General features: G+C 64.9%; 20 protein-coding genes. 13 read left to right on the top strand and 7 right to left on the bottom strand.

The annotated features are described in order from the left end of the window. Positions 1–2 precede the first annotated feature (2 nt). From F455_RS0109745 to pilG, 3 genes are all read right to left on the bottom strand, one after another. On the bottom strand, positions 3–2,036 hold the full coding sequence (locus F455_RS0109745) for a methyl-accepting chemotaxis protein (RefSeq protein ID WP_018973103.1): 2,034 nt from the start codon (positions 2,034–2,036) through the stop codon (positions 3–5). 73 nt (positions 2,037–2,109) lie between these two features. Next, positions 2,110–2,643, bottom strand: coding sequence for a chemotaxis protein CheW (locus F455_RS0109740; RefSeq protein ID WP_026293249.1), 534 nt, complete (start codon positions 2,641–2,643; stop codon positions 2,110–2,112). Between the two features lie 54 nt (positions 2,644–2,697). Then, complete coding sequence (gene pilG / locus F455_RS0109735; RefSeq protein ID WP_083918862.1) at positions 2,698–3,096, bottom strand: twitching motility response regulator PilG; 399 nt, start codon at positions 3,094–3,096, stop codon at positions 2,698–2,700. Positions 3,097–3,451: 355 nt separating this feature from the next. Between pilG and gshB the strand changes: the two genes are divergently transcribed. From gshB to F455_RS0109705, 6 genes are all read left to right on the top strand, one after another. Continuing rightward, entirely contained in the window at positions 3,452–4,408 is a 957-nt protein-coding gene (gene gshB / locus F455_RS0109730; RefSeq protein ID WP_018973100.1) for a glutathione synthase, read from the top strand. A gap of 41 nt (positions 4,409–4,449) precedes the next feature. After that, positions 4,450–5,277, top strand: a complete 828-nt coding sequence (locus tag F455_RS0109725; protein WP_018973099.1) for a cell envelope integrity TolA family protein — start codon at positions 4,450–4,452, stop codon at positions 5,275–5,277. Between the two features lie 29 nt (positions 5,278–5,306). Then, positions 5,307–5,870 carry a YqgE/AlgH family protein gene (locus tag F455_RS0109720; RefSeq protein ID WP_026293247.1) on the top strand — a complete coding sequence of 188 codons (564 nt, stop codon included), beginning with the start codon at positions 5,307–5,309 and terminating at the stop codon, positions 5,868–5,870. Continuing rightward, positions 5,863–6,318 (top strand): Holliday junction resolvase RuvX, encoded by a 456-nt coding sequence (gene ruvX / locus F455_RS0109715; protein ID WP_018973097.1) that lies wholly within the window; start codon positions 5,863–5,865, stop codon positions 6,316–6,318. The genes F455_RS0109720 and ruvX overlap by 8 nt, the downstream gene beginning before the upstream one ends. 7 nt (positions 6,319–6,325) lie before the next feature. Further along, positions 6,326–7,282: an aspartate carbamoyltransferase catalytic subunit gene (locus tag F455_RS0109710; protein WP_026293246.1), complete on the top strand. Its 957-nt coding sequence runs from the start codon at positions 6,326–6,328 to the stop codon at positions 7,280–7,282. Positions 7,283–7,572: 290 nt separating this feature from the next. Beyond that, positions 7,573–9,267 (top strand): hypothetical protein, encoded by a 1,695-nt coding sequence (locus tag F455_RS0109705; RefSeq protein WP_018973095.1) that lies wholly within the window; start codon positions 7,573–7,575, stop codon positions 9,265–9,267. 401 nt (positions 9,268–9,668) lie between these two features. Here F455_RS0109705 and F455_RS0109695 read toward each other — a convergent pair whose 3' ends face one another. Continuing rightward, positions 9,669–10,325 carry a hypothetical protein gene (locus tag F455_RS0109695; protein ID WP_157578593.1) on the bottom strand — a complete coding sequence of 219 codons (657 nt, stop codon included), beginning with the start codon at positions 10,323–10,325 and terminating at the stop codon, positions 9,669–9,671. Here F455_RS0109695 and F455_RS22925 point away from each other — a divergent pair. Beyond that, positions 10,302–10,706, top strand: a complete 405-nt coding sequence (locus F455_RS22925) for a hypothetical protein (RefSeq protein ID WP_157578591.1) — start codon at positions 10,302–10,304, stop codon at positions 10,704–10,706. The two genes, F455_RS0109695 and F455_RS22925, sit on opposite strands and share 24 nt — an antisense overlap. Here F455_RS22925 and F455_RS0109690 read toward each other — a convergent pair. Next, positions 10,644–12,797, bottom strand: a complete 2,154-nt coding sequence (locus F455_RS0109690) for a RelA/SpoT family protein (RefSeq protein ID WP_018973092.1) — start codon at positions 12,795–12,797, stop codon at positions 10,644–10,646. The two genes, F455_RS22925 and F455_RS0109690, sit on opposite strands and share 63 nt — an antisense overlap. 107 nt (positions 12,798–12,904) lie before the next feature. On the opposite strand from F455_RS0109690, the gene F455_RS0109685 reads away from it, so the two are divergent. Together F455_RS0109685 and F455_RS0109680 are read left to right on the top strand one after the other, a co-directional pair. Then, entirely contained in the window at positions 12,905–13,372 is a 468-nt protein-coding gene (locus F455_RS0109685) for a hypothetical protein (RefSeq protein ID WP_018973091.1), read from the top strand. Next, positions 13,369–13,848: a hypothetical protein gene (locus F455_RS0109680; RefSeq protein ID WP_018973090.1), complete on the top strand. Its 480-nt coding sequence runs from the start codon at positions 13,369–13,371 to the stop codon at positions 13,846–13,848. Before F455_RS0109685 ends, F455_RS0109680 begins: the two co-directional genes overlap by 4 nt. 27 nt (positions 13,849–13,875) lie before the next feature. On the opposite strand, the gene hrpA is transcribed toward F455_RS0109680, so the two are convergent. Beyond that, a complete protein-coding gene (gene hrpA, locus F455_RS0109675; RefSeq protein ID WP_051084137.1) occupies positions 13,876–17,868 on the bottom strand; it encodes an ATP-dependent RNA helicase HrpA in 3,993 nt (1,330 codons plus the stop codon). A 119-nt stretch (positions 17,869–17,987) separates the two neighbouring features. Here hrpA and dps point away from each other — a divergent pair, with 119 nt between their 5' ends. The 3 genes from dps to cysN all read left to right on the top strand — a co-directional run bounded on the left by dps (position 17,988) and on the right by cysN (position 21,445). Continuing rightward, entirely contained in the window at positions 17,988–18,476 is a 489-nt protein-coding gene (gene dps, locus F455_RS0109670) for a DNA starvation/stationary phase protection protein Dps (protein ID WP_018973088.1), read from the top strand. Between the two features lie 135 nt (positions 18,477–18,611). Continuing rightward, positions 18,612–19,514: a sulfate adenylyltransferase subunit CysD gene (gene cysD, locus F455_RS0109665; RefSeq protein ID WP_018973087.1), complete on the top strand. Its 903-nt coding sequence runs from the start codon at positions 18,612–18,614 to the stop codon at positions 19,512–19,514. Continuing rightward, positions 19,514–21,445 (top strand): sulfate adenylyltransferase subunit CysN, encoded by a 1,932-nt coding sequence (gene cysN / locus F455_RS0109660; RefSeq protein WP_018973086.1) that lies wholly within the window; start codon positions 19,514–19,516, stop codon positions 21,443–21,445. The genes cysD and cysN overlap by 1 nt, the downstream gene beginning before the upstream one ends. Positions 21,446–21,460: 15 nt before the next feature. Here the strand turns inward: cysN and pdxR are convergent, their stop codons facing one another. Then, positions 21,461–22,951, bottom strand: coding sequence for a MocR-like pyridoxine biosynthesis transcription factor PdxR (pdxR, locus tag F455_RS0109655; RefSeq protein ID WP_018973085.1), 1,491 nt, complete (start codon positions 22,949–22,951; stop codon positions 21,461–21,463). Between the two features lie 105 nt (positions 22,952–23,056). On the opposite strand from pdxR, the gene F455_RS0109650 reads away from it, so the two are divergent. After that, a complete protein-coding gene (locus F455_RS0109650) occupies positions 23,057–23,824 on the top strand; it encodes a class I SAM-dependent methyltransferase (protein WP_018973084.1) in 768 nt (255 codons plus the stop codon). Positions 23,825–23,862 lie beyond the last annotated feature (38 nt).

The following is a 23,862-nucleotide window of genomic DNA, read 5'->3' as shown; positions in this document are numbered from 1 at the left end:
CATCATTCCGGCAGCTTGAAGTCGGCGACCGAGCGACGCAGGTCAGCCGAAAGTTGGGCGAGGTTGCCGATCGACTCGGCCGTGTGGCTTGCGCCTGAGGCGGTCTGGGAAGTGATGTCGGAGATCACGTTCATCGTCGACGACACGCTGGCGACCTCGGCCGATTGATGCTGCGCCGCGATCGCGATGTTCTTGATCAGGCCGGCGAGGTTGCCCGACACCGTTTCGATTTCACCGAGCTGCGTGCCCGCCTGTTCGGCGAGCTTGGCGCCGCCGACCACTTCGCTCGTGGTCTGCTCCATCGAGGCGACCGCTTCGTTGGTGTCGACCTGAATCGCGCTGACCAGTGTTTCGATGCGTCGTGTGGCGGCGGACGCGCGTTCGGCAAGTCGCTGCACTTCGTCGGCGACGACGGCGAAACCACGACCGGCCTCGCCGGCCGAAGCCGCCTGGATCGCCGCGTTGAGGGCGAGGATGTTGGTCTGTTCGGCGAGGTCGTTGATGAGTTCGACGATCGTGCCGATTTCCTGCGAGGATTCGCCGAGACGCTTGATGCGCTTGGACGTGTCCTGGATCTGCTCGCGGATCGAATCCATGCCGGCGATCGTCTGGCGCACGATCGAGGCGCCGCGGCCGGCGATGCGCACCGAGTTCTGCGCCACGTCGGCGATGTCGGCCGAGTTCTTCGATACGTCGCGCGCCGAGACTGCGATGCCGTTGACCGCGTCCGAAGCCGAGTTGATCTGGCGCGCCTGGTGTTCGGCGGCGTCGGCAAGGTGCAGCGCCGTGGCCTGGGTTTCGTCGGCCGCAGCGGAGACCTGCACCGAGGTCTCGTTGATCGTGGTGACGAGCGTGCGCAGCGCGTCGATCGCATAGTTGACCGCGTCGGCGATCGTGCCGGTGAAATCCTCCGTCACGGTGGCCTTTACGGTCAGGTCACCGTCGGCGAGCGAGCCCATTTCGTCGAGCAGACGCTGAATCGCCGCCTCGTTGCGCCGGTTCAATTCGGCGCTCGAACCGAGGCGCGCGCGCTGGTCGCGGAACAGCTTGAGGGCGAGGAAGAGCACAAGCAGGATAGCCAGGCCCGCGGCGGCCAGACCGATCCACAGGTTCGGAAAACCTCGCGTCGTGCCCAGCGAGTTGATGTGCTCAGACAGCGGATCGGCCTTGAACAACAGCGTCTGCGAGTCGATCGAGGCCTTGTCCGCAGCCTGCTTGACCGCCTGCAGCGTCGGCGCGGCTTCGAACAGCTTCGTCACCTGCGGCGCCAGATCGATCCACTGCTTGTTGATGTCGTTGAGAATCTCTTTCGCGTTGGCGTTGTCCAGCGAACGGATGTTGAGATCGGCGTTGCCATTGATCAGGCCGGCGAGGACGAGGCCGTAGAATTCCGAATCACGCTTCAGGCCTGCCGCGGCAGAAGGCGAATCCTCGCCGCCGGCGACGATCGCCTGCGCGCGACGCTGCATGCGGTCGGCGTACAGCATCTGGCGCGAGGCGGTCATCACCTGCGTGCCCGAACCGCCGCGCTCGGTGAGGATCTTCACGACCTCGTCCATGCGCGAATTGAGCACCGCGGTCTTGCGGTTGAAGTCGTCCGTGCTCGCCGCCGTGCTGAGCACCTGCTCCTGGCTGTCGAGCACCTTGGCCGCATCGGCCGAAAGCTGGTTCCAGGCCTGGTCGAGTTCGGCGAAATCGGATTTGAGCGTCGCCTGGTCGGCGTAACCGCCCATGCCGGTGCGCACATCGCCGGTCTTCAATCGCGCCAACAGATCGGCGATCGTGTCGCGTGTGTGCTTCAGGCTCGCGAACGCGTCGAGGTTGCCGCCTGCGGCATCGGCGCTCTGACGCGAGAGTTGCTGCGACAACACCTGGATTCGTGTGACCAGCGCGCTCGCCTGTGCGTCCTGGTTGGTCTTGATCGACAGATAAATGAAGTCGACCACCGCCAGAACCAAGCTGAAAACGAGCAACGCCACGAGCAGGCCGTTGAAACCGCTCGCGCGTTCTGCGCCGCTACCTGCCCCTGTACTCATCTACCGCTACCTCGTCTTCTGGTTTGTGGTTACCAACACCCTGCGCCATGGCGATCTGCCACGCGCCTATCCGCTACGCCGCCGCCTGCGCGAACTCGTTCGCACGCACGAGCGCGGCAATGCTGAAACGCCCCCAATGTGTGTCGCCGTGGGTGAAATGCTCCACGACGTACCGCTCGATCGCCTCGCCGGTCGGCGCCGGTGCCTGCGTGCGCTGGTCGGCCGAGAAGTTGCGCTGGCCGACGACTTCGTCGACAAGCAGGCCGACGTTGCCGCCACTCTGGCGCACCAGCAGCACGCGGCTGGAATCGGCCAAGCTCGTCGCTTCGCCCGAGAGAAAGCCGTTGAGGTCGACCAGCGGGATCAAATTGCCGCGCAGGCTGGCGACACCGAGCAGCCAGTCGCATGCACCGGGCACGCGCGTGACCACCGGAAAGGAAAGGATTTCGCTGACCTCGGTCAGGCTCGAGACCAGATGATGGGAACCAACGCGAAAGCCGACGCCGCGCCACAGACTGGCCGCAGCCGTTTGGTTGGACGTGCTCGCAGCGGCATGGGCCAGACTGCTTCGCTCGTAGTCGGCGAGAATTTCGAACGGGGATTTCACCGTCTCATGCATGCGCGTGCACCACTTCGCGGATTGGGTTTGCCGGCCCGCTCATCAACGCGCCACCACGTGACGGCGTATCGCGCCGAGCAGCTCGTCGCGCGTGAACGGCTTGGTCAGGTATTCCTCCGAGCCGACGACCCGGCCGCGCGCCTTGTCGAACAGCCCGTCTTTCGAGGACAGCATGATCACCGGTGTCGCCCGATAGGTCGCGTTGTTCTTGATCAACGCGCAGGTCTGATAGCCATCGAGCCGCGGCATCATGATGTCGACGAAAATGATCTGCGGACGATGGTCGGATATCTTCGCCAGCGCCTCGAAACCGTCGACCGCCGTGATCACCTCGCAGCCTTCTTTCTTCAGTAGCATTTCCGCGGTGCTGCGTATCGTCTTCGAATCGTCGATGACCAAGACCCGCAAACCCGCCAGTTCTCCGTTTACCGCTGGTTCCACGCGCTATCCTCCGACCTGCACTGACAACGTCTCGCCACTCCCCCCGGACGGCCGGGCGACAGCCCCCTTTGCCGACCGCCACGCACGGCCAAGCTGCGCACCGTAGTTGCGAACGATCGAACAGGTATGTCGTTTAATCTCATGCTCGCGACCTGTCAAGCGAATCCTCAATCAGGGCGCCTACATACGCAAGACTGCGCAACTCGGCATCATCAATGCCAAGCGCGTCTGTTCGTCTGCCAGCCCCCTGAAGCGAATGCTAGTATAGACAGCCCGCAGCGAATGCACTCGTGATGCGCATCACATTTTTGTCGGTGTTTGTGCGCAACCCCACATTGTACCCATGACAGTCCCGATGACCCCGACCCTGGCCGTGTTGATGGACCCGATCGAGGCCATCTACATCAAGAAGGACTCCACGTTCGCCATGCTGCTCGAAGCGCAGCGGCGCGGCTATCGACTTCTCTATCTCACCGAGGGCAGCCTCGCCTTGCGCGGCGCCGAGCCGTGGGCGCACGCGGCACCGCTCGAGGTGCGCGACGATCCGCGCGACTGGTTCACCCTCGGCGCGGCCGAGTGGCAAGACTTGCGCAAGGTCGACATCATCCTCGCGCGCAAGGACCCGCCGGTCGACTCGCAGTTCCTTTACGACACAATGGTGTTCGACCTCGCCGAGGCCGGCGGCGCCCAGGTGATCAACCATCCGCGCGCGTTGCGCGACGCGAACGAAAAACTGTTCACTCTGCAGTTTCCGCAGTGCATTCCGCCGACGCTGGTCGCGCGCGATGTCGCGGAACTGAAGCGCTTCGCCGGCGAACACGGCAAGGTCGTGCTCAAGCCGCTCGATGGCATGGGCGGGCGCAGCATCTTTCTGAGCTACGCGGACGATCCCAATCTCAACGTAATCATCGAAACGCTGCTGGGCGATGATGGCCGCGCCTTCGTGGTCATGCAGAAATTCATTCCCGAGATCAGCGCGGGCGACAAGCGCATCCTCCTGATCGACGGCGAGCCGGTGCCGTACGCATTGGCACGCATGCCGCAGGGCACCGACTTCCGCGGCAACCTCGCGCGCGGCGGCAAGGGCGTCGGCGTGCCGCTGTCGGAACGTGACCGCTGGATAGCCGCCCAGGTCGGACCGGAACTGGTCAAGCGCGGCCTGCGCTTCGTCGGCCTCGACGTGATCGGCGATTTCCTCACCGAGGTCAACGTCACCTCGCCGACCTGCATCCGCGAGCTCGATGCACAGTTCGGGCTGAACATCGCGGGACAACTGTTCGACGCGCTCGAGCGCAACGCGCGGCACGCGTGAGCAGGCCGGCCTCCGCGAGCGGAGAACGCCTCTCCGTCACCATGCTGTTTTCGATCATCGCGCACGCGGTGGTCGTGCTCGGCCTCACTTTCGACTACGTCAAGCCGGCGCCGCGCCTGCCTTCGCTCGACGTGATCCTGGTCCAGTCCGCGACCGGAAAGAAACCGGACAAGGCCGACTTCCTCGCCAATGCGAACAACGAAGGCGGCGGCACCAGCGCCAAGGCTGTGCGTCCGACCGATCTGGTCACCGCGCCGGTGCCGAAAACGCAGCCCGGCATCGCGCCGATACCGGTCGAAACCGGCACGCGCACGCCGCAGCCTCCCAGCGAACACGAGTTGCTGACGACGACGAGGAAATCCGACTTCGCCGTGCGCACGCAAACACAGGCGAACGAACAGCCGGATACGGCCAAGCCCAATCCGGACGCGCTGAGCGAGCGCAAGCTCGAAATGGCGCGCCTCGCCAACGAGCTGCACAGCGAAACCCAGGTCTATGCCAAGCGGCCGAAAAAGAAGTACATCTCGGCGAACACCAAGGAAGCGGCCGACGCGGCCTACCAGGCCGGCTGGGTAGCGCGCGTCGAGCGCATCGGCAACCTCAACTATCCCGACGAGGCGCGCCGCCAGCAACTGCAGAACGGCCGGACCCTGAGCCTGATGCTGACCACGGGCATCAAGCGCGACGGCAGCCTGGCCAGCGTCGATATCATCCAGTCGAGCGGCTTCAAGCTGCTCGACGAGGCGGCGATCCGCATCGTGCGCCTCGCCGCACCGTTCCCGCCGCTGCCGGCAGGCATCGACTACGACGAGCTGTACATCACGCGCACCTGGGAATTCCAGCCGGGTCAAGTGCTGAAGACGCATTGACGACACACCTGGCGCTGTACAATGGCGCCATGCAGGCCCTTACCGCATTAGCCAATCAGTTCCTGATCGCGATGCCGAACATGCGCGACCCGAGCTTCGTGCGCAGCGTCGCGCTGATCTGCCAGCATTCGAACGACGGCGCGATGGGCGTGGTGATCAACCGCTTGTCCGAATACCGCCTCGGCGACGTGCTCGCACAGATGGGGCTGAAGTCGCAGCTCGCCGAAGTCGAGGACGCGCCCGTGCTGATCGGCGGCCCGGTTCAGCCCGAGCGCGGCTTCGTACTGCATTCGGCCGACGGCGTCTGGGAGTCGTCCTACCGCATTTCCGAATCGCTCAGCGTGACCACCTCGCGCGACGTACTCGTCGCGATCGCCGAAGGCCGCGGCCCGAAACGGTCGATCGTCGCACTCGGCTACGCCGGCTGGAGCGCAGGCCAGATCGAAGAAGAAATCAGGCAGAACGCATGGCTCACCGCTGAGCCCGACCAGCGCATCCTGTTCGACGTCGCGCTCGAGCAGCGCTGGGAATCGGCGGCGAAGCTGATCGGCGTCAATGTGGCAAACCTCTCCAGTCAGGCCGGGAATGCTTGAGCGCGGCATCACCACCGTGCTCGGTTTCGACTATGGCGCGAGGCGGATTGGCGTTGCGGTCGGCAATCGCGTGACCGGCAGCGCGCGCGCGCTCGAGATCGTCGGCAATGGCGCCAACGGACCGGACTTTGCGCGCATAGCGGCGCTGCTGCGCGAATGGCGCCCCGATGCGCTGCTCGTCGGCCTGCCGCTGACTCTCGACTCCGGCGAACAGACGAACAGCCAGAACGCGCGGGCGTTCGCCGAAGTACTGCGCGAACGCCACGCGCTGCCGGTGGAACTTGTTGACGAGCGCCTGAGCTCGCGCGCCGCGGCCGAGCGTTTCGCCGAACGTCGCGCCAGCGGCTCGGTCCGGCGCAAGCACGCCGCCGCGCTCGATGCGATCGCTGCGGAAATCATCGTGGAACAGTGGCTGCGGGAATACGCGACTTCGCCAACGAACGGATAGGATGCACATGCACGACTTGCAACTCGCGGCGGGCGGCCGTCTGCGCCACCTGATCACGCTCGCCGGCATGCCGCGCGCGACGATCGAGCGCCTGCTCGAACGCGCCGAGGCGATGCGTCGCGACAGCCAGGGCGGCGCGCGACCGCTCGATCTGCTCGACGGCCGCACGCTGATCAACCTGTTCTTCGAACCGTCGACGCGCACGCGCACTTCGTTCGACCTTGCCGCGCAGCGGCTCGGCGCGCTCGTGATCAACTTCGACATCGAGCGCTCGTCCACGGTCAAGGGCGAGAGCCTGCTCGACACGATCCACACGCTCGAGGCGATGCATTGCGATGCCTTCGTCGTGCGCCACAAGGAATCGGGCACGCCCGAGACGATCGCGCGCAACCTGCGCTCAAATGCCGCCGTGCTCAACGCGGGCGACGGCAATCATGCGCATCCGACTCAGGGCTTGCTCGATGCACTGACGCTGCGCCGCCGCGTCGAGGATTTTTCCAAATTGAGCATCGTCATCTGCGGTGACATCCGCCATTCGCGTGTCGCCCGCTCCGACGTCGACGTGCTGCGCACGCTCGGCGTGCGCGACCTGCGCCTGTGCGCGCCGCCCGAGCTGCTGCCGCAATCCGACGCGGCGGAATTTGCGCAATGCTCGTTTGTGCACACCCTCGACCAAGCCATCGTCGACTGCGACGCGGCAATCATGCTGCGCCTGCAGAAGGAACGCATGGAAGCCGCGGCGATTCCGTCCGAAGCCGACTACTTCGCCCGCTACGGCCTCGACGCGGCACGCCTCGCACGCGCGAAGCCGGGCTGCGTCGTCATGCATCCCGGACCGATCAACCGCAACGTCGAGATCGCCGACGAGGTCGCGGACGGCGCGCAGTCGCTGATCTTGGAACAAGTCAGCAACGGCGTGTTCGCACGCATGGCCGTGCTTGCCGAGCTGCTCGAACGCCGCTGAGGAACCTCTGATTAACCTACTGCGCTCGATAATTTGCGCGCCGGCGGTGCTCGGACCGCGAAGGCAGGATGCCGGAGCGAACAGCGAAGCTGGCCCGCAGGGCATGCCGCAGGAGCGGCATGTAATCCTCACATACTACTTGTATGCTCCGGTTCCTGCGCTCCGGCGTCGCGCAAATTCTCTTCGCTCGCTACGGTTAGTCAGTGGTTCGCTGACGACACTTGGCGGCGACTTTTTCCGTCTTTCCACGACAGACGCTCCGCATTCCGCAAGCCGAAGGGAAACCCAGAATGAACAAGGCCGCTCGCCACGCCATCCTCGCGCTCTCCGCCGCCGTCCTCGCCGCCTGCGGCAAGCCGCAGCCGAGCGCGGACCAGCCGCTTGCCTACGCCCCCGCGGACACGCCGTACGCTTGGGCCAATCTCGAACCGCAGCCGCAGGCGATGATCGACTGGTCCTCGCGCCAGATGCACGCGGTGATGCCCGTCGTGATCGACATGTACGACGGCTTGCTCAAGCAGCAGAAGGCGCTCGGCGAGCGCGAAACGAAGATCCTCGCCGCGGTGCTCGACGAATTGCGCGGCCACGATACGCTCGACAAACTGCGCGAGCTTGGCTACAAGCCCGACGCTCGCACGGCAATCTACGGCGTCGGCCTCGTACCGGTGCTGCGCATGGAGCTCGGCGATACGGCCGCGTTCAAGGCGATGATCGCCCGCGTCGAAACCAAAGTTGGCGAAAAGATTCCGACCGGTAAGACCGGCGCGCAGGAGTACTGGCAGTTTGGCAACGAGGACGTGCAGTTCGTGATCGCGGTGCAGGGCTCGTACCTCGTCGCCACGCTGTGGCCGGCCGATGCCAACGACACGGTCAAGCAACTGCTGCTCGGCGTCACCCGCCCGGGCAAGAACCTGCTCGATGCCGGCACGCTGCAGGCAATTGCGAAAAAGTATAATTATTCACCCTACGGCGAAGGCTATCTCGATTTCGCCGCGCTCGCGCAGCGCCTGTCGAACGCGCCGACCGGTGCCGATCTGGAAATCGCCAAGGCGCTGAAGCTGCCGACCGACGTCGCCAAGGACAGCCCGGTCTGCGTCGACGAGGCCAAGGCGATCGTGCAGAAGTTCCCGCGCATCGTCGCCGGCGCCGAAACCTATGCGCCGCCGCAATTGCGCGTCGCCATGCAATTCGAAACCGAGCCCGCGCTCGCGCAGGCGCTGATGGCCGCGCTCGCCGCCGCACCCGGCACCGGCGCGCCGGCCGAAGGGCTGTTCGACGTCAGCCTGGCGACGCCGCTGCTCAAGCTCAAAGAGTTCTGGCTCAAGCAGGCCGACGCGGTCGCGGCGAAACCGTTCGCCTGCCCCGAGTTCGCCAGCATCAACGAGATGTTCGCCAAGTCGAAGCAACAACTCGGCGTGACCATCCCGCCGCCGTTCAGCGACTTGACCGGCGTGCGCGTGACCCTCGACAAGCTCGAGCCGCGCAAGGACTCCAAGGTGCCCGATGCCGCCTCGCGCATGCTGATCGGAACCAACAACCCGCTCGCCGCGGTCGGCATGGCGCAGATGGCGGTACCGCAGCTCAAGGACCTCAAGATCACGACCGACGGCAGACCGGTCGCGCTGCCAGCCGGCCTACTGCCGGCATCGGCGCAGCTACCGCCGGTCTGGCTCGCAATGACCGACAAGGCGATCGCACTCTCTGCCGGCCAGGGCAGCGAGGCCATGCTCGGCGCCTATTTCGCCGCGCCGCCAAGCGCGACACCGGTGTTCCTGCGCGTGCATTTCTCCGGCGCGCTGTACGGGTTGCTCGGCAAGTACGCCGACGTAATGCAGACGGCGATGCCGGCCGCGCAGAAGGACCAGTTCGGCGCGCAGACCAAGCTGTTCGCGCTGTACGAGAAGATGATTCGCTCCGGCGAATTCACTTTCGAGGCGAACGCGAACGGCATCGGCATGCGCGAGACCGTCGACCTCGGCGAGTAAACCGTCGCCCACCACAAGCCCCGGTTTTCCGGGACTTCCCAGGGAGAAGGAGAAAGGTGACGGAATAATTATCCGCCTGAATCTCAGCATTTTCCTACATATCGTCGCGACGATTGTCGGCCGACACGGAACCATGCTGCAGTCCCGTCGCTGCCGTATGCATTGATGAGCAATCACGTCCATCTGCTCGTGACTCCCATCCGCGCTGGCGATCTGGCCTCAGCGATGAGACTGCTCAATCAGCAATACGTATGGCGTTCAACCGACGCCATTATCGAACCGACACGCTTTGGAGCCGCTTTCGTTCATGTCTGGTGATACCGAACAATAGTTGCTGACGTCTACCGATAAATTCCTTCATGATCTTTATCGGCCACCTTTATCGGCTTTCGACGATGGCGTCATCGAGTCCGGGTCGGACCGAACTGCCAATCGCCTTTTTTCATATCGACGGTGCGCAAGGCATAGCGATCGGCGACGGCATCCTTCTCGACTTCGTATTGGACGACAAGCCCATGATGCGTGCTGCCATCGATCGCGTCCGGCAGAGCATCGAAGAGGATTGCGCGACGGACCGAGCCGTCGGGCGCGAAATCCAGCAGCCATTCCGACGTGATGTCACGCTTGCCCAGCGGCACGCTCACCTGGCGGAACGAAGCGGCATTCGTCAATTTGAGCGGGTCGCCCGCCCAACGCGGGGAAATTCCGTAAATCCATTTCTGCGCCTGCACGTCTTTGTCGTGCGCGGCAATGAACGCATTAACCTGCTGCGCGATCACCATATCTTGTGCACCGCCGCCGCGCTTCAGGGCTTCAGCCGTGCGCCGGAGTAAATCTTCGTAATAGACCGTCGGTTGACGCTTGTCGTGGGGACCATAGTCCTGCGGGTCCTTTGTCCCGGCCCAGCCGCGGTAGTAACCGTAAATCTGCGCCCAGATCGCTGCGTCCAGCGGACGGTTCGCAGTCAGATCGAGTTCGGCCATCTTCGCCATCGCAAACAGGCATCCGTGCGCGGCGGCAGTCGAGAGAAAACGGTGGGCCTGATCGGCATCGCGCACGATTGCTTCGTCGCCACGGCGGTAAATCGATCCGACGATGTATTGCGCATCGATATCGCCCTTGAGCGCATCATCGCGCCAGGTGGCGAAGATCGCCCGTCGCGCATCGACTGGTGTCGCCTTGTCGAGATAGCGGGCGAAATCGGCGAGATGCCGTTCCTGAGCCTGTACCGATCCGATCGATGCGCACAGTGCAAGCGCCAAGGCGAAGACGAAATGCCACCGATGCATAGCCGTTCCTCCGGTGCCATGCAGCATAAGCGACGACGGTTAAAGAGGCCTAAATGTAGCAATCCGGAACGGCACGCACCGCAGGCGCTAGGCCACGCGCCGCGCCTCGATCACGTTCGGCACGCCGGCGAGGCGCGCGAGCAGCGCTGACAACTGCTCGAAGTCGGCGACGCGCACGGAAAAATTCATCGTCACCAAGCCCGTCGTCGCATCGACGCGCGCATTGACGGCGATCAGGTTGATGTTCGCGGTCGCAATGACGTTGGTAACATCCTTGTGCAGGCCCTTGCGATCGTAGCCACGCACGACGAGATCGACGTCGTAGTCGGCCTTGCGCGCGCCGCCCCACTCGACCTCGATCGCGCGGCCGGGGTCGCGTGCGACGAGGCGCGCGAGGCTTGTGCAGTCGGCGCGGTGGATCGACACGCCGCGGCCCTGCGTGATGTAGCCCGCGATCGCATCGCCGGGCAGCGGCTGACAACAGCGCGCGATCGTGGTCAGCAGGTTGCCGACGCCTTCGATGACGATCGCGTCCTTGTCGCCGGTTTGGACTCGACCTGGCGCGCGCACGGGCGCCGGCGCGATGGCGGGCGTCGCAGGTGCCTGCGCCTCGTGCAGCGTGCGCGCGACGTGGCCCGCGGTGATATCGCCGAGCGCGAGCGCAATGAGGAATTCGTCGAGTGTCTTGTAGTGAAACTTCGGCGGCAGCGAATCAAGCTCGACGTTGTGCAGCGCGAGCCGCTTGAACTCGCGCTCGAGGATCTCGCGGCCCGCGGCGAGGTTGATGTCCTGGTCGATCTTCTTGAACCAGGCGCGCACCTTGGCGCGTGCGCGCTGCGTGGTGAGGAATCCCGATTGCGCATTCATCCAGTCGCGGCGCGGCTCAGCGCTCTTGCCGGTGAGGATCTCGACGCGATCGCCCGACACCGGCTGGAACGCCAGCGGCACGATGCGGCCGTTGACCTTGGCGCCGCGCGTGCGATGGCCGACGTCGGTATGCACGGTGTAGGCGAAGTCGAGCACGGTGGCGCCGCGCGGCAGATCGATCACCTCGCCCGCGGGTGTGAGCAGGTAGACGCGGTCTTCGAGCAGGTCGGTCTTGAAGCCGGCAAGCAACGCGGCCTCGTCGCCGGACTCGTCCTTCGCTTCGAGCAGCTGGCGCATCCAGGCCACTTTTCTTTCAAAGCTCTGATCCGCACCGCCGCCTTCCTTGTAGCGCCAATGCGCGGCGACTCCGCGCTCGGCGAATGCGTGCATCTCGTGCGTGCGGATCTGCACTTCGAGCGTCTTGCCCTGCGGGCCGACGACGGCCGTGTGCAGTGACTGGTAATTGTTGCCCTTCGGCCGCGCGATGTAGTCGTCGAACTCGCTCGGAATCGGCGGCCACAGCGTGTGCGCGACGCCGAGCGCGGCGTAGCAGGCGGCCACATCGTCGACGAGCAGGCGCACCGCGCGGATGTCGTACAGCGCGGAGAAATCGCCGCCCTTGCGCTGCATCTTCTTCCAGATCGAGTAGATGTGCTTGGAGCGGCCGGCGATGTCGGCCTTGACCCCGGCCTTGTCGAGCGCGCCGCGCAGCATGCGGATCGTCGTTTCGATGAAACCGTCGCGCTCGCTGCGGCGCTCGTCGAGCAGGCGCACGATGCGACGATAGGTGTCGGGCTGCAGGTAGCGGAACGCCAGATCTTCGAGCTCCCATTTGAGCTGCCAGATGCCGAGCCGGTTGGCGAGCGGCGCATGGATGTCGGCGGTGAGTTGGGCCAGCTCGCGACGTTGCTCGGGTTCGAGCCGCTCGGCCGCGCGCAGGCGCGCGAGTTGGTGCGCTAGCAGGATGAAGACGACGCGCAGGTCCTTGATGATCGCGAGCAATAGCCGGCGCAGGCCCTCGGCATTGCCGCCGCCGCTGCGTGCCGCGTAGAGCGCACCGACCTTGTCCGCGGCCTGCTGGCCGTCGAGCAGATCCCTCAGACTCGATGGCAGCTTCGCCAGGCGCAAGGCATCGAGTGGCACACCACCCTGCCGCAACGCGTGCAGCACATAGGCAGCCAACGTTTCGCGATCGAGATCGAGCGATTCAAGCAGTTGCAACGTGGCGAGCATTTCCGCCTCGATGGCGGCGAGCTTCGCCTCGTTCTCCGGCTGCGCCAGCGCCGCTGCGGCGAAGCTCATGGCCTCGTCGCCACTCGCCACGCGTGCCAGCCATGCAGTCAACGATGCGGGTTTCTGCACAGCGGGTTTCATGCGCGGATTCTACCGCCACGCGCCGCGAATGCCGAACGGCCCGAGCGTGTGCAGCCGCCGCGCAAGCCGCTACAATGCCGCCTTCGCTCGAACCGAGAGTCTCTCCCATGCGTCGCATTGTCGGTCTTGCCCTCTCCCTACTCGCCCTCAGCGCAATCGCCGCGGAAACCACCCCCACGCTCGAAGAGCGCATGTCCAAGGGCGAATTCCACGCCGCCGGCCTCGACAAGCTCAGCCCGGCCGAGCTGAAGTCGCTGAACGACTGGCTCAGCGGCCATGCGATCGTCAAGACCATCACCAAGATCGAAACGCCGACCGGCAAGCCGGTGTTCGAGACCGACCAGGGTCAACGTCAAGTCATCGAGACGCGCATCACCGGCCGTTTCACTGGCTGGTACGGCAAGACCATCTTCCGTCTCGACAACGGCCAGGAATGGACCCAAGCCGAGTCGGGCCAGATGTCCAACGGCAAGTACGACAATCCAAAAGTGAAGATCAAGCCGATGCTGCTCGGCAGTTGGCTTCTTTACGTCGAACCCTGCGGCTGCAGCGTGCGCGTGGAACGCACGAAGTGAGTTTGCGCAAAGTCGCGTTGCCGTGCGTTGCGCTCGGCATCGCCTCGGCTTGCGGCGGCGCGTCTGCCGCCGAGCAGCCGGCCTTGCAGGAGCGCATGTCGAAGGAGGAGTTCCATGCCGCCGAGCTCGACAAGCTCAGTCCCGAAGCGCTCAAGCGGCTCAACGACTGGCTTGCCGCGCATCCCGTGACGGTCACGAAGCTCGTCACGCCCTCGAACAAGCCCATCTTCTATGCCGACGACGCGCCGCGCGAGCGCATCGAGACGCGCATCGACGGCCTGTTCACTGGCTGGACCGGCAAGACCGTGTTCAAGCTGCAGAATGGGCAGGAATGGACCCAATCGCAGGCCGGTCGTTACGACGGCGGCAAGCTGCACAACCCCAAGGTCAAGCTCGAGCCGACGATGTCCGGTAACTGGCTGCTGTTCGTGAGCGGCTGCGACTGCGACAGCCTGCGTGTGGAACGCACGAAATAGCCGCAGCGCGCATGCGGAATCGCGCGCCTACAATTCTTCGATCAGCTTGTTGAGCCGCTTCGGCGACACCGGCTCGGCGGTTTTCAATTCCTGGGCGAACAGCGAGACGCGCAGTTCCTCGATCAGCCAACGCAGCTCTTCGAGCAGTGCAGGATCGGCATCGCCGCTGGCGCGGTGCTTGAGGTATTCGCGCCAGTAGCCGCGCACGGTCAGCATGCGCGCCTGATCGCGCGTGGCGTCCTGGCGCAGGCGTTCGGCGCGCAGGCGCATCGCCTTGAGATAGCGTGGAAAATGCTGCAGACGGGATTTGTCCACTTTTTGCACGAATCCCGGATGGACGAGCTCGGCGAGCTGTTCGCGCAGGTCGTCGTAGTTCGCCTTGGCATAGCCGATCAGCGGTGGCTCCAGCCAAGGCGTGAATTCCGCATAGGCGCCGAGCACGTCCTCGACCAGCTTGAGCCGTTCGACCGCGGTCGCGAACAGCTTGCCACCGATCTCAGCCTCGGCGTGATGGAACGCGCTGCGTTGACGTAGATCGAGATCGCTCGCATCGAGCAGTTCGGTCAGCGCCGCCTCGACGATGTCCTCGCGCAGTTCGTCGACGCTGGCGATGCCGGCGTACTTCAGCGCAAGCCGCCGCTCGATCGGCAGTTGTCTTCTTGCCTGCTTGATCTTCTCGTGCAACGAGCGGCGCAGCATGCGGCGCACGCCACGCAGGTGCGCGTCGCGCGCCTCGTCGGCGCGCTCGAACACGCGCAAGGCGACGCTTTCGCCAAGGTCGACCAGCGCCGGATAGGCAACAAGGTTGCCGGCGCTGACGATGCGCTCGGGAATGTCCTCGAAATCGAACTCGGCGACTTCCTCGCGCGCGAGTTCCACATCGGCACGACGCGAGAACGCGGCGTTCGCGGCGCCGCCCCAGGCATCGCGGATCGACTCGATGTCGCGGCCCTCGGCCAGCGTTTTGCCGTGCTCGTCGTAGACGCGGAAGCGCATCGAGAAATGTGCCGGTAGTTCGATGGTGGCGAAGTCGCCCGCGCCAATCTCGATCCCGCTCACGCGCTTGAGATACGCCGCAAGCACTTCGAACAGCGGTTCGTCGCGCGGCCGTTCTGCCTCGGCGAACGCGCGCGCAAAATCCGGTGCGGGCACGAAATTGCGCCGCAGCGCCTTCGGCAGTCCGCGGATCAGTTCGGCGATCTTTTCCGGCAGCAGACCCGGCACGAGCCATTCGCAGCGCCGCGCCGGAACCGCGTTGACGAAGGCGAGCGGTACCTGCAGCGTGACGCCGTCGCCGGCGTCACCAGGAACGAAACGGTAGTCGAGCTTGAGCTTGTGTCCGGCGCAGTCGAGATGCGTCGGGAAGTCGCTCGCGCGCAAGCCGGGCGTGCTCTCCAATACGTCGTCTAGCGACCAGCGCAGCGCCGCCTGCTCGGCCGCGGAAGCGCGGCGATACCATGCATCGAACGCGGCTGCCGTGCTGATGTCAGCCGGCAGCTTGCCGCGCAAGAAGGCGACGAGTTCGTCCTCGTCGCGCACGAGTCCGCTGCGGCGCTGTTTGGCTTCGATCTCGTGCGCCTGCTCGAGCACGCGCGCATTCGCGCGCACGCAATCGGCACGACTGTCGATATCGCAACGGGCCAGCGCCTCGCGCAAGAATACCTCGTGCGCTTCGGTGCGGTTTTGATCGATACCGTCCTGCGCGCCGAACTGCACGGTGCGTTTCTCGACCAGAATCAATCCGAACAGCGTCACCTGCTCGAACGCGAGCACGGCGCCGCGCTTGCGCGACCAGTGCGGCTCGCGCCACGCCTTCTTGACCAGATGCGCGGCCTGCTGCTCGATCCATTCGGGCGCGACCTCGGCGTTGAGCATCGCGTAGACCTTCTGCAGATCGAGAATCTGCCCGGACAACAGCCAGCGCGGTGGCTTCTTCGCAAGCGCGGAGCCGGGAAAGATCTGATAGCGGCGCTCGCGTGTGCCGCGGTACTGGTTCTTCTCGTCCTTGAGCGCGACCTGGGTCGGCCAGCCGCTGAGCAGGCTGCGATGCACCGCTTCGTAGTTCGCCGCCGCCGCTTTCTGCAATTCGGTTTCGGCAGCACCGGGAGCCGCCTGTCGCGCACTCTTCGCTTTCGACTTTTCGGGCGGCTTTTCGCGCGTCTCCTGCTCCGGCGCCTCGAGCAGCAATAACTGCCGATGCAGCTCGCGCCATTCGCGCATGCGCAGGTAGGAAAGGAAGCGCGCGCCGCACCAGTCGCGCAGCTTCGACTGGGTGAGATCCTCGTGCGCGAGCGCGTGTGCCTGCCAGAGATTGAGTACGCCGATGAAATCGGATTTCGCATCGACGAATTGCGCGTGCGCGGTGTCGGCTGCCTGGCGCGCATCGGGCGGGCGCTCGCGCGGATCCTGGATCGAAAGAAAGGCGACGAGGATCAGCAGTTCGCGCGATACGCCCAGCCGCTGCGCCTCGACCAGCATGCGCGCCAGCGCGACGTCGATCGGCATCGCTGCCATGCCACGACCGATATCGGTCAGCACATATTGAGAAGTGCGGTCATGGATGCCCGCTTTTTGATCTTCCGCGTTCAAGGATGAACGCATAGATACGGCGCCGAGCTCCTGCAACCGCCGCCAGCCATCGCCGATCGCACGCGGATTCGGCGCTTCGACGAACGGGAAATTTTCCACCTCGCCCAGCTTCAGGCTGAGCATGCGCAGGATCACGCCGGCCAGCGAGGAACGCAGGATTTCCGGATCGGAGTATTTCGGCCGCGCGTTGAAATCGTCCTCGGCGTACAGGCGCAGGCACACGCCCGGTCCGATTCGACCGCAGCGGCCTTTGCGCTGCTCGGCCGCGGCCTGCGAGATCGGCTCGACGTGCAGGCGCTCAAGCTGGCTGCGCGGCAGGTAGCGCTTGACCCGCGCCGTGCCCGTGTCGATCACGTAGCGGATGCGCGGCACGGTCAGCGAGGTTTCCGCGACGTTGGTCGCGAGCACGATGCGCCGCGCGGCACCGGGCTTGAACACGCGATCCTGCTCGGCCGCGGACAGGCGCGCGTACAGCGCAAGCACTTCGGTCGCGCGGTAGTTGCGCCGCGCGAGCGACAAATGCGTTTCGCGGATCTCGCGTTCGCCCGAAAGGAAGATCAGCGCATCGCCGCGCGGGTCCTCGCGCGTGATTTCGTCGACTGCGGCGACGATCTGCTCGACCTGGGTCAGGTTTTCCTTTTCCGGTGCAGGCCGCCAGCGCACTTCGACCGGATAACTGCGGCCCTCGACCTCGACCACGGGCGCGTTGCCGAAATGCGCGGCGAAACGCGCCGTGTCGATCGTCGCCGAAGTGACGATGAGCTTGAGATCCTTGCGGCGCGCGAGCAGGCGCTTGAGATAACCGAGCAGGAAATCGATGTTGAGGCTGCGCTCGTGCGCCTCGTCGATGATGATCGTGTCGTAGGCGTTGAGCCACGGATCGCCCTGCGTTTCCGCGAGCAGGATGCCGTCGGTCATGAACTTGACCAGGGTGCGTTCGCTGGCCTGGTCGGCAAAGCGCACCTGATAGCCGACTAGGCTGCCGAGTTCGGTCCCCAACTCGTCCGCCACACGCCGCGCCACGCTGCGCGCGGCGACGCGGCGCGGCTGCGTGCAGCCGATCAAGCCGGCGCGGCCGCGACCGGCGGCGAGGCAGAGCTTCGGCAACTGCGTGCTCTTGCCCGAACCGGTTTCGCCGGCGAGGACGATGACCTGGTGCTTGCGAATCAGTTCGACGATCTCGTCCGTGCGCGCCGCGATCGGCAACGACTCGTCGACGCGGATCTCGGGAACGCTCGCCGAACGCGTCGCGTAGCGCGCCCGCGCGGCGGCGATGCGCAGGCGCAGGCGCGCGAGTGCAGTCTCGTCGGCTGCGCGCGACGCAAGCCGGTCGATCTCGCGCGACAGCGCGCGGCGATCGCGCAGCATCGTTTCGGCAATCTCGGCGCGCAGGGCGGAAAGCGGGGAGTCGGGAGAAATACGAGGTTTCACGCAGCGGCAGGTGGCGAGGTCCGTGATAGATGTGGTCTATCGCGGGGATCGCAACAATCGACTTCAATGTGGAATCGGGCGACATTATAGTGACGCTGTCCCCGCAAAAGGAGCGATCCATGGCCAAGCACAAGCAGAATCCAACCCGCATCGACATCGCGCCGAAGCTGCGCGAGAAGATGATCGCGCTGCTCAACGCGCAACTCGCCGACACGCTCGATCTGTACACCCAGGTCAAGCAGGCGCACTGGAACGTGAAGGGTCCCTATTTCATCGCCCTGCACGAACTGTTCGACGAGCTCGCCGAGCAACTCGAGGGACCGGTGGATGACGTGGCCGAACGCGTGACCGCGCTCGGCGGCGTGGCGATGGGCACGGCGCGCATTGCGGCCAAGGCTTCGCGCATCGCCGAACTGCCGCACGACAGCTACGACGGCATGCAGATGGTGGCCCTGCTCGCCGACCGCTACGCCCAGCTGGCCAAGTCGACCCGTGCCGCGATCGATGCCAGCAACAACGCTGGCGACGCCGACACGGCCGACCTGTTCACCGGCATCTCGCGCGGCCTCGACAAGTCGTTGTGGTTCCTCGAGGCGCATCTGCAGTAGCCCGTATCGCGGAAGACGGGGCCCGAAGAAAGCGGAGAAATCGTTCTTTGCTTATGCTTTTTCTTCGGGACCCGCGCGCCCTTTCCTGCCCGCTTTATTGCTTCCGGCGATATGCGTTTGCCGCATAATAGGTAGATGCCCAGCCTGACCCACCTGCAACGCCTCGAAGCCGAAAGCATCGACATCCTGCGCGAAGCCGTCGCCGAGTCCCAGCGGCCGGTGATGCTGTATTCGATCGGCAAGGATTCGTCGGTGATGCTGCACCTCGCGCGCAAGGCGTTTTACCCGAGCCGCCCGCCGTTTCCGCTGCTCCACGTCGATACGACCTGGAAGTTCCGCGACATGTACGCGATGCGCGAACGCGCCGCGCGCGAGTCGGGCATGGAGCTGATCGTGCACAAGAATCCGGAAGCCGAAGCGCTCGGCATCAATCCGTTCACGCACGGCTCGGCCAAGCATACGGACATGTGGAAAACGCAGGGGCTCAAGCAGGCGCTCGACCTGCATCGTTTCGACCTCGCCTTCGGCGGCGCGCGTCGCGACGAGGAGAAGTCGCGCGCGAAGGAACGCGTGTTTTCGTTCCGTTCGGCCCAGCATCAGTGGGACCCGAAGAACCAACGCCCCGAACTCTGGCGCCTGTACAACACGCGCAAGAATCCCGGCGAGTCGATCCGCGTGTTCCCGCTGTCGAACTGGACCGAGCTCGACATCTGGCAGTACATCCACCTCGAAGACATCCCGATCGTGCCGCTCTACCTCGCCGCCGAGCGGCCCGTGGTCGAGCGCGACGGCATGCTGATCATGGTCGACGACGAACGCTTTCCGCTGCGCAGCGGCGAGACGCCGAAAAACAAATCCGTTCGTTTCCGCACGCTCGGCTGTTACCCGCTGTCGGGTGCGATCGAGTCGACGGCGGCGACGCTGCCCGCAATCATCCAGGAGATGCTGCTCGCGACGACCACCGAACGCCAGGGTCGCCTGATCGATCACGACTCGAGTGCGTCGATGGAGAAGAAGAAGGCGGAGGGATATTTCTGATGAATACCGCTTTCCAATCTACCGATCGTGCCCTGATCGAAACCGACATCGAGCAGTACCTGCGCACGCACGAGAACAAGTCGCTGCTGCGCTTCATCACCTGCGGCAGCGTCGACGACGGCAAGAGCACCCTGATCGGGCGCATGCTGTACGAGGCCAAGGCGCTGCTCGACGACCAGATGTCCACGCTCGACGCCGATTCGAAGAAGCACGGCACGCAGGGCGACGAACTCGACTTCGCCCTGCTCGTCGACGGTCTTTCCGCCGAGCGCGAACAGGGCATCACGATCGACGTCGCCTACCGCTTCTTCTCGACCGACAAGCGCAAATTCATCGTCGCCGACACGCCGGGGCACGAACAGTACACGCGCAACATGGTCACCGGCGCCTCGACCGCCGACCTCGCCGTGATCCTGATCGACGCACGCAAGGGCGTGCTCACGCAGACGCGGCGGCACAGCTATCTGGTTTCGCTGGTCGGCATCAAGCACGTCGTGCTCGCGGTCAACAAGCTCGACCTCGTCGGCTATTCTGAACAGGTTTTCAACGAGATCGACCGCGAGTACCGCGCCTTCATCGAACGCCTCGACGGCAGCATCGAGCGTGTCACCAGCATCCCGATGGCGGCGCTGCGCGGCGACAACATCGCCGAGGCGAGCACGAATACGCCGTGGTACACCGGGCCAAACCTGCTTGAATTCCTGGAAAATGTGGAAATTGCCGCATCTTCCACAAATGCACCGCTGCGCATGCCGGTGCAATGGGTCAACCGCCCGAACCTCGACTTCCGCGGCTTCTCGGGCCGCATCCTCGGCGGCTCGGTCAAACCCGGCGACGCAATCCGCGTACTGCCCTCGGGCAAGACCTCGACCGTCGCGCGCATCGTCAGCCTCGACGGCGACAAGGCTCAAGGCGTGAGCGGCGAATCGGTCACACTGACGCTCGCCGACGAAATCGACATCAGCCGCGGCGACGTGATCTCTTCGGCACACGATCCGGCCGGACTCGCCGATCAGTTCGAAGCGACGATCGCCTGGCTCGACGAGACGCCGATGCTGCCGGGCCGCGCCTATCTGGTGAAGACCGGCGCGAGCACGGTCGGCGGCTCGATCTCGAAACCGAAATACGTGGTCGAAGTGAACACGCTCGACCGTCTCGTCGCCAAGACGCTCAACGTCAACGAGGTCGGCGTGTGCACGCTGACGCTCGACCGCGCGATCGCGTTCGATCCCTACGCGGACAACCGCGACATGGGCAGCTTCATCGTCATCGATCGCCTGAGCAACCACACCATCGCCGCGGGCACGATTCATTTCGCCCTGCGTCGTTCGCAGAACATCCACTGGCAGGCGCTCGAAGTCGACAAGGCAGCGCGCGCGCGGCTCAATGGGCACAAACCCTGCGTGCTCTGGTTCACCGGCCTCTCGGGCAGCGGCAAGTCGACGATCGCGAACCTCGTCGAACGCAAGCTGCACGCGCTCGGCGTGCGCACCTACCTGCTCGACGGCGACAACGTGCGCCACGGCCTGAACAAGGACCTCGGCTTTACCGCCCCCGACCGCATCGAGAACATCCGCCGCATCGGCGAGGTGGCCAAGCTCATGGTCGACGCCGGCCTGATCGTGCTCACCGCGTTCATCTCGCCGTTCCGCTCCGAGCGCAAGCTCGCGCGCGACATGGTCGGCGCCGGCGAATTCGTCGAGATCTTCGTCGACACCTCGCTCGCCGTCGTCGAAGCGCGGGACCCGAAGGGCTTGTACAAAAAGGCGCGGCGCGGCGAATTGAAAAACTTCACCGGCATCGATTCGCCATACGAAGCACCCGATGCGCCCGAGCTGCATCTCGAAACGGAGAAGCTCAACGCCGAAGCCGCTGCCGACAGCATCGTGGCCGAGCTGCGCGCACGCGGCGTACTCGGTCTGCACGCGTAGAAATCCGCGCAACCGCTATTTCGACAGCAACTTGCGCAGCGTGGACAGGCCGCGGTCGATCATCGCGAAATCGACGCAGCCGAAACCGAAGATCAGGCCGGTGCGTGTTTCGCGCCCGAGAAAATAGCGGCTGAAGCTGTGCAGCTTCACGTTGGCCTGCAGCAGCGCCTTGGTCACCTGCTCCCAATCGTCGGAAGAATGCGCCTGCGCGCTGAGATGCATGCCATACAGCGACGGAATCGGCGCCAGCCATTCGCCGAAGTCGGTGGTCAACCGCTGCGTCAGATGTTCGCGACGACGCTGGTACAGCTGGCGCATCTTGCGCACGTGCCGGGTCAGATAGCCCTCGTCGATGAACGCGGCGACGCCGCGCTGCAACGGCGTCGGGCAATGCCAATCTAGGCAGTTCTTCGCCGCAATCAGCGTCGGCATCGCCCATTCCGGTGCGACGAGGAAACCGAGGCGCAGCGTCGGCAACATGCATTTGGAGAACGTGCCGACGTAGAACACGACGTCGGCGGCTTCGGGCGTGCGCAACGCCGAAAGCGGGCTGCTGTCGTGGCGAAATTCGCCGTCGTAGTCGTCCTCGACGATCACCGCATGATGTCTGCGCGCGAACTCGACCAGCGCACGCCGCCGCCGCGCCGACATCGTCACCCCGAGCGGGAATTGATGCGAAGGACACAGGCAGATCACGCCGACGTCGGCCGGCAAGCGGTCGACCATGAGCCCCTCGTCGTCGACACCGACCGGCACGAGCTTCGCCCCGGCCGCGGCGAACGCCACGCGCATCGGCGGATAGCCCGGATCCTCGATCGCGACGACGGTTTCGCCGGGGATGACGAGCACGCGCGCGAGCAGATCGAACGCCTGCTGTGCGCCCGAAGTGACGAGCACGTCATCCGTATGGCAAGCGACCGCACGCGTCAGCGCGATATGCCGCGTGATCGCATTGCGCAGCTGATAGTTGCCCTGGTTGCCCTGCGGGCTGCGATAGCTCGCCGGCTTTCGCTCCAGCGTGCGCAGCTGCTTCGCTGTGGCGCGGCGGAATATCTCGTGCGGAAACAGGCGCGAATCGACCAACGCAGGCCGCAGGTCGATCGCCGGCGCCTTGCGCGAGGTCGGCTGCATCGGCGGATCACGCCAGAATCCCATCGCCGCCGTCACCTCGGGCCGCAGCCAGAACGTGTTGAGACGATGCGTGCTCGCGCGCGCGCCCGAGCGCTTCGCCCGCAACGGCGCCTTCGGCAGCGTTTCGGCGACGAACGTGCCGGCACCGCGCCGTGCGACGACATAGCCTTCGTTGAGCAGCGCGTCGTAGACCTCGGCCAGCGTGTTGCGCGAGACGCCGAAGAAAGCCCGCGCCTGCCGCGTCGCCGGCAGTTGCGCGCCGAGCGGCAGCCGGCCGTCGACGATCGCCGCCTTGAGTTGGCCCTGCAGGTTGCGCGCGACATTGCGCGATCCCGGCTCGGTCGGGACGAGTTCGATTTCGAAGAAGGGCTTCAACGCTCAGCTGTCCGACAAGTGACCCGGCAATTTTTTCGTCATGTGGCCCTTCAGGCAAGTGCTCTGCGGCCGAATCATTGCGTCATCGAAATTTGAGGAGTTGTCATGTACCAATCCATTCTTGTCGTGGCGCTCTGCGCCGTCCTCGGCACGGGCGTCACTTTGGCTCATGCGGCCGAGGACAGCAATGGCGCAATCGCCAAAGCGGTCGCCGATGCTTCACGTCCCGCGACCGACACGGTGCGCGACGCCAATCGCAAGCCGGCACCCGTGCTCGCGTTCGCCGGCGTCAAACCCGGCGACAAAGTTGCCGACTACGGCACCGGCGCCGGCTATTTCACCCGGCTGTTCTCCGCCATCGTCGGTGCGAACGGCCATGTCTATGCAAGCGTGCCGAGCGGACTGCTGCAGTATCCGAACATCGTCAAAGGCATCGCCGAGGTGCAGCAGTTCGCGTTCACGCATGCGAACGTGAGCGTGACCTACGCCGCGCCGATCGACGCTGCGCGCTATGCGGAGCCGCTCGATCTGTTCTGGATCTCGCAGAACTACCACGACCTGCCCGACGACTTCATGGGTCCGGTCGACATGGCCGCGTTCAACCGCGCCGTTTACGCCGCGCTGAAACCGGGCGGCGTCTACATCGTGCTCGACCATGTCGCCGCGAAAGGCTCGCCGGCCAACGTCACCGACACGTTGCATCGCATCGAACCCGCCACCGTGCGGCGCGAGGTCGAAGCGGCCGGATTCAAGTTCGACAGCGAGAGCAAGCTGCTTGCCAATCCGGGCGACCCGCACACGAAGGGTCCGTTCGATGCGTCGATCCAGGGCCACACCGATCAGTTCATCCTGAAATTCCGCAAGCCGGGCTAAGCGCCGGCAGCAGCGTTTCCCGATCTTTTCCCGCGGAG

The sequence above is a fragment of the Rudaea cellulosilytica DSM 22992 genome, from assembly GCF_000378125.1.
Classification (GTDB): Bacteria; Pseudomonadota; Gammaproteobacteria; order Xanthomonadales; family Rhodanobacteraceae; genus Rudaea; species Rudaea cellulosilytica.
This window is presented reverse-complemented; position numbering and strand designations above follow the sequence as displayed.

What these genes read in the sequence shown, in the direction of transcription:
- F455_RS0109745 (WP_018973103.1), bottom strand. Translation starts at nt 2,036, where the DNA reads ATGAGTACAGGGGCAGGTAGCGGCGCAGAACGCGCGAGCGGTTTCAAC.
- gshB (WP_018973100.1), top strand. Translation starts at nt 3,452, where the DNA reads ATGACCCCGACCCTGGCCGTGTTGATGGACCCGATCGAGGCCATCTAC.
- F455_RS0109725 (WP_018973099.1), top strand. Translation starts at nt 4,450, where the DNA reads ATGCTGTTTTCGATCATCGCGCACGCGGTGGTCGTGCTCGGCCTCACT.
- F455_RS0109720 (WP_026293247.1), top strand. Translation starts at nt 5,307, where the DNA reads ATGCAGGCCCTTACCGCATTAGCCAATCAGTTCCTGATCGCGATGCCG.
- ruvX (WP_018973097.1), top strand. Translation starts at nt 5,863, where the DNA reads ATGCTTGAGCGCGGCATCACCACCGTGCTCGGTTTCGACTATGGCGCG.
- F455_RS0109710 (WP_026293246.1), top strand. Translation starts at nt 6,326, where the DNA reads ATGCACGACTTGCAACTCGCGGCGGGCGGCCGTCTGCGCCACCTGATC.
- F455_RS0109705 (WP_018973095.1), top strand. Translation starts at nt 7,573, where the DNA reads ATGAACAAGGCCGCTCGCCACGCCATCCTCGCGCTCTCCGCCGCCGTC.
- F455_RS0109690 (WP_018973092.1), bottom strand. Translation starts at nt 12,797, where the DNA reads ATGAAACCCGCTGTGCAGAAACCCGCATCGTTGACTGCATGGCTGGCA.
- F455_RS0109685 (WP_018973091.1), top strand. Translation starts at nt 12,905, where the DNA reads ATGCGTCGCATTGTCGGTCTTGCCCTCTCCCTACTCGCCCTCAGCGCA.
- dps (WP_018973088.1), top strand. Translation starts at nt 17,988, where the DNA reads ATGGCCAAGCACAAGCAGAATCCAACCCGCATCGACATCGCGCCGAAG.
- cysD (WP_018973087.1), top strand. Translation starts at nt 18,612, where the DNA reads ATGCCCAGCCTGACCCACCTGCAACGCCTCGAAGCCGAAAGCATCGAC.
- cysN (WP_018973086.1), top strand. Translation starts at nt 19,514, where the DNA reads ATGAATACCGCTTTCCAATCTACCGATCGTGCCCTGATCGAAACCGAC.
- F455_RS0109650 (WP_018973084.1), top strand. Translation starts at nt 23,057, where the DNA reads ATGTACCAATCCATTCTTGTCGTGGCGCTCTGCGCCGTCCTCGGCACG.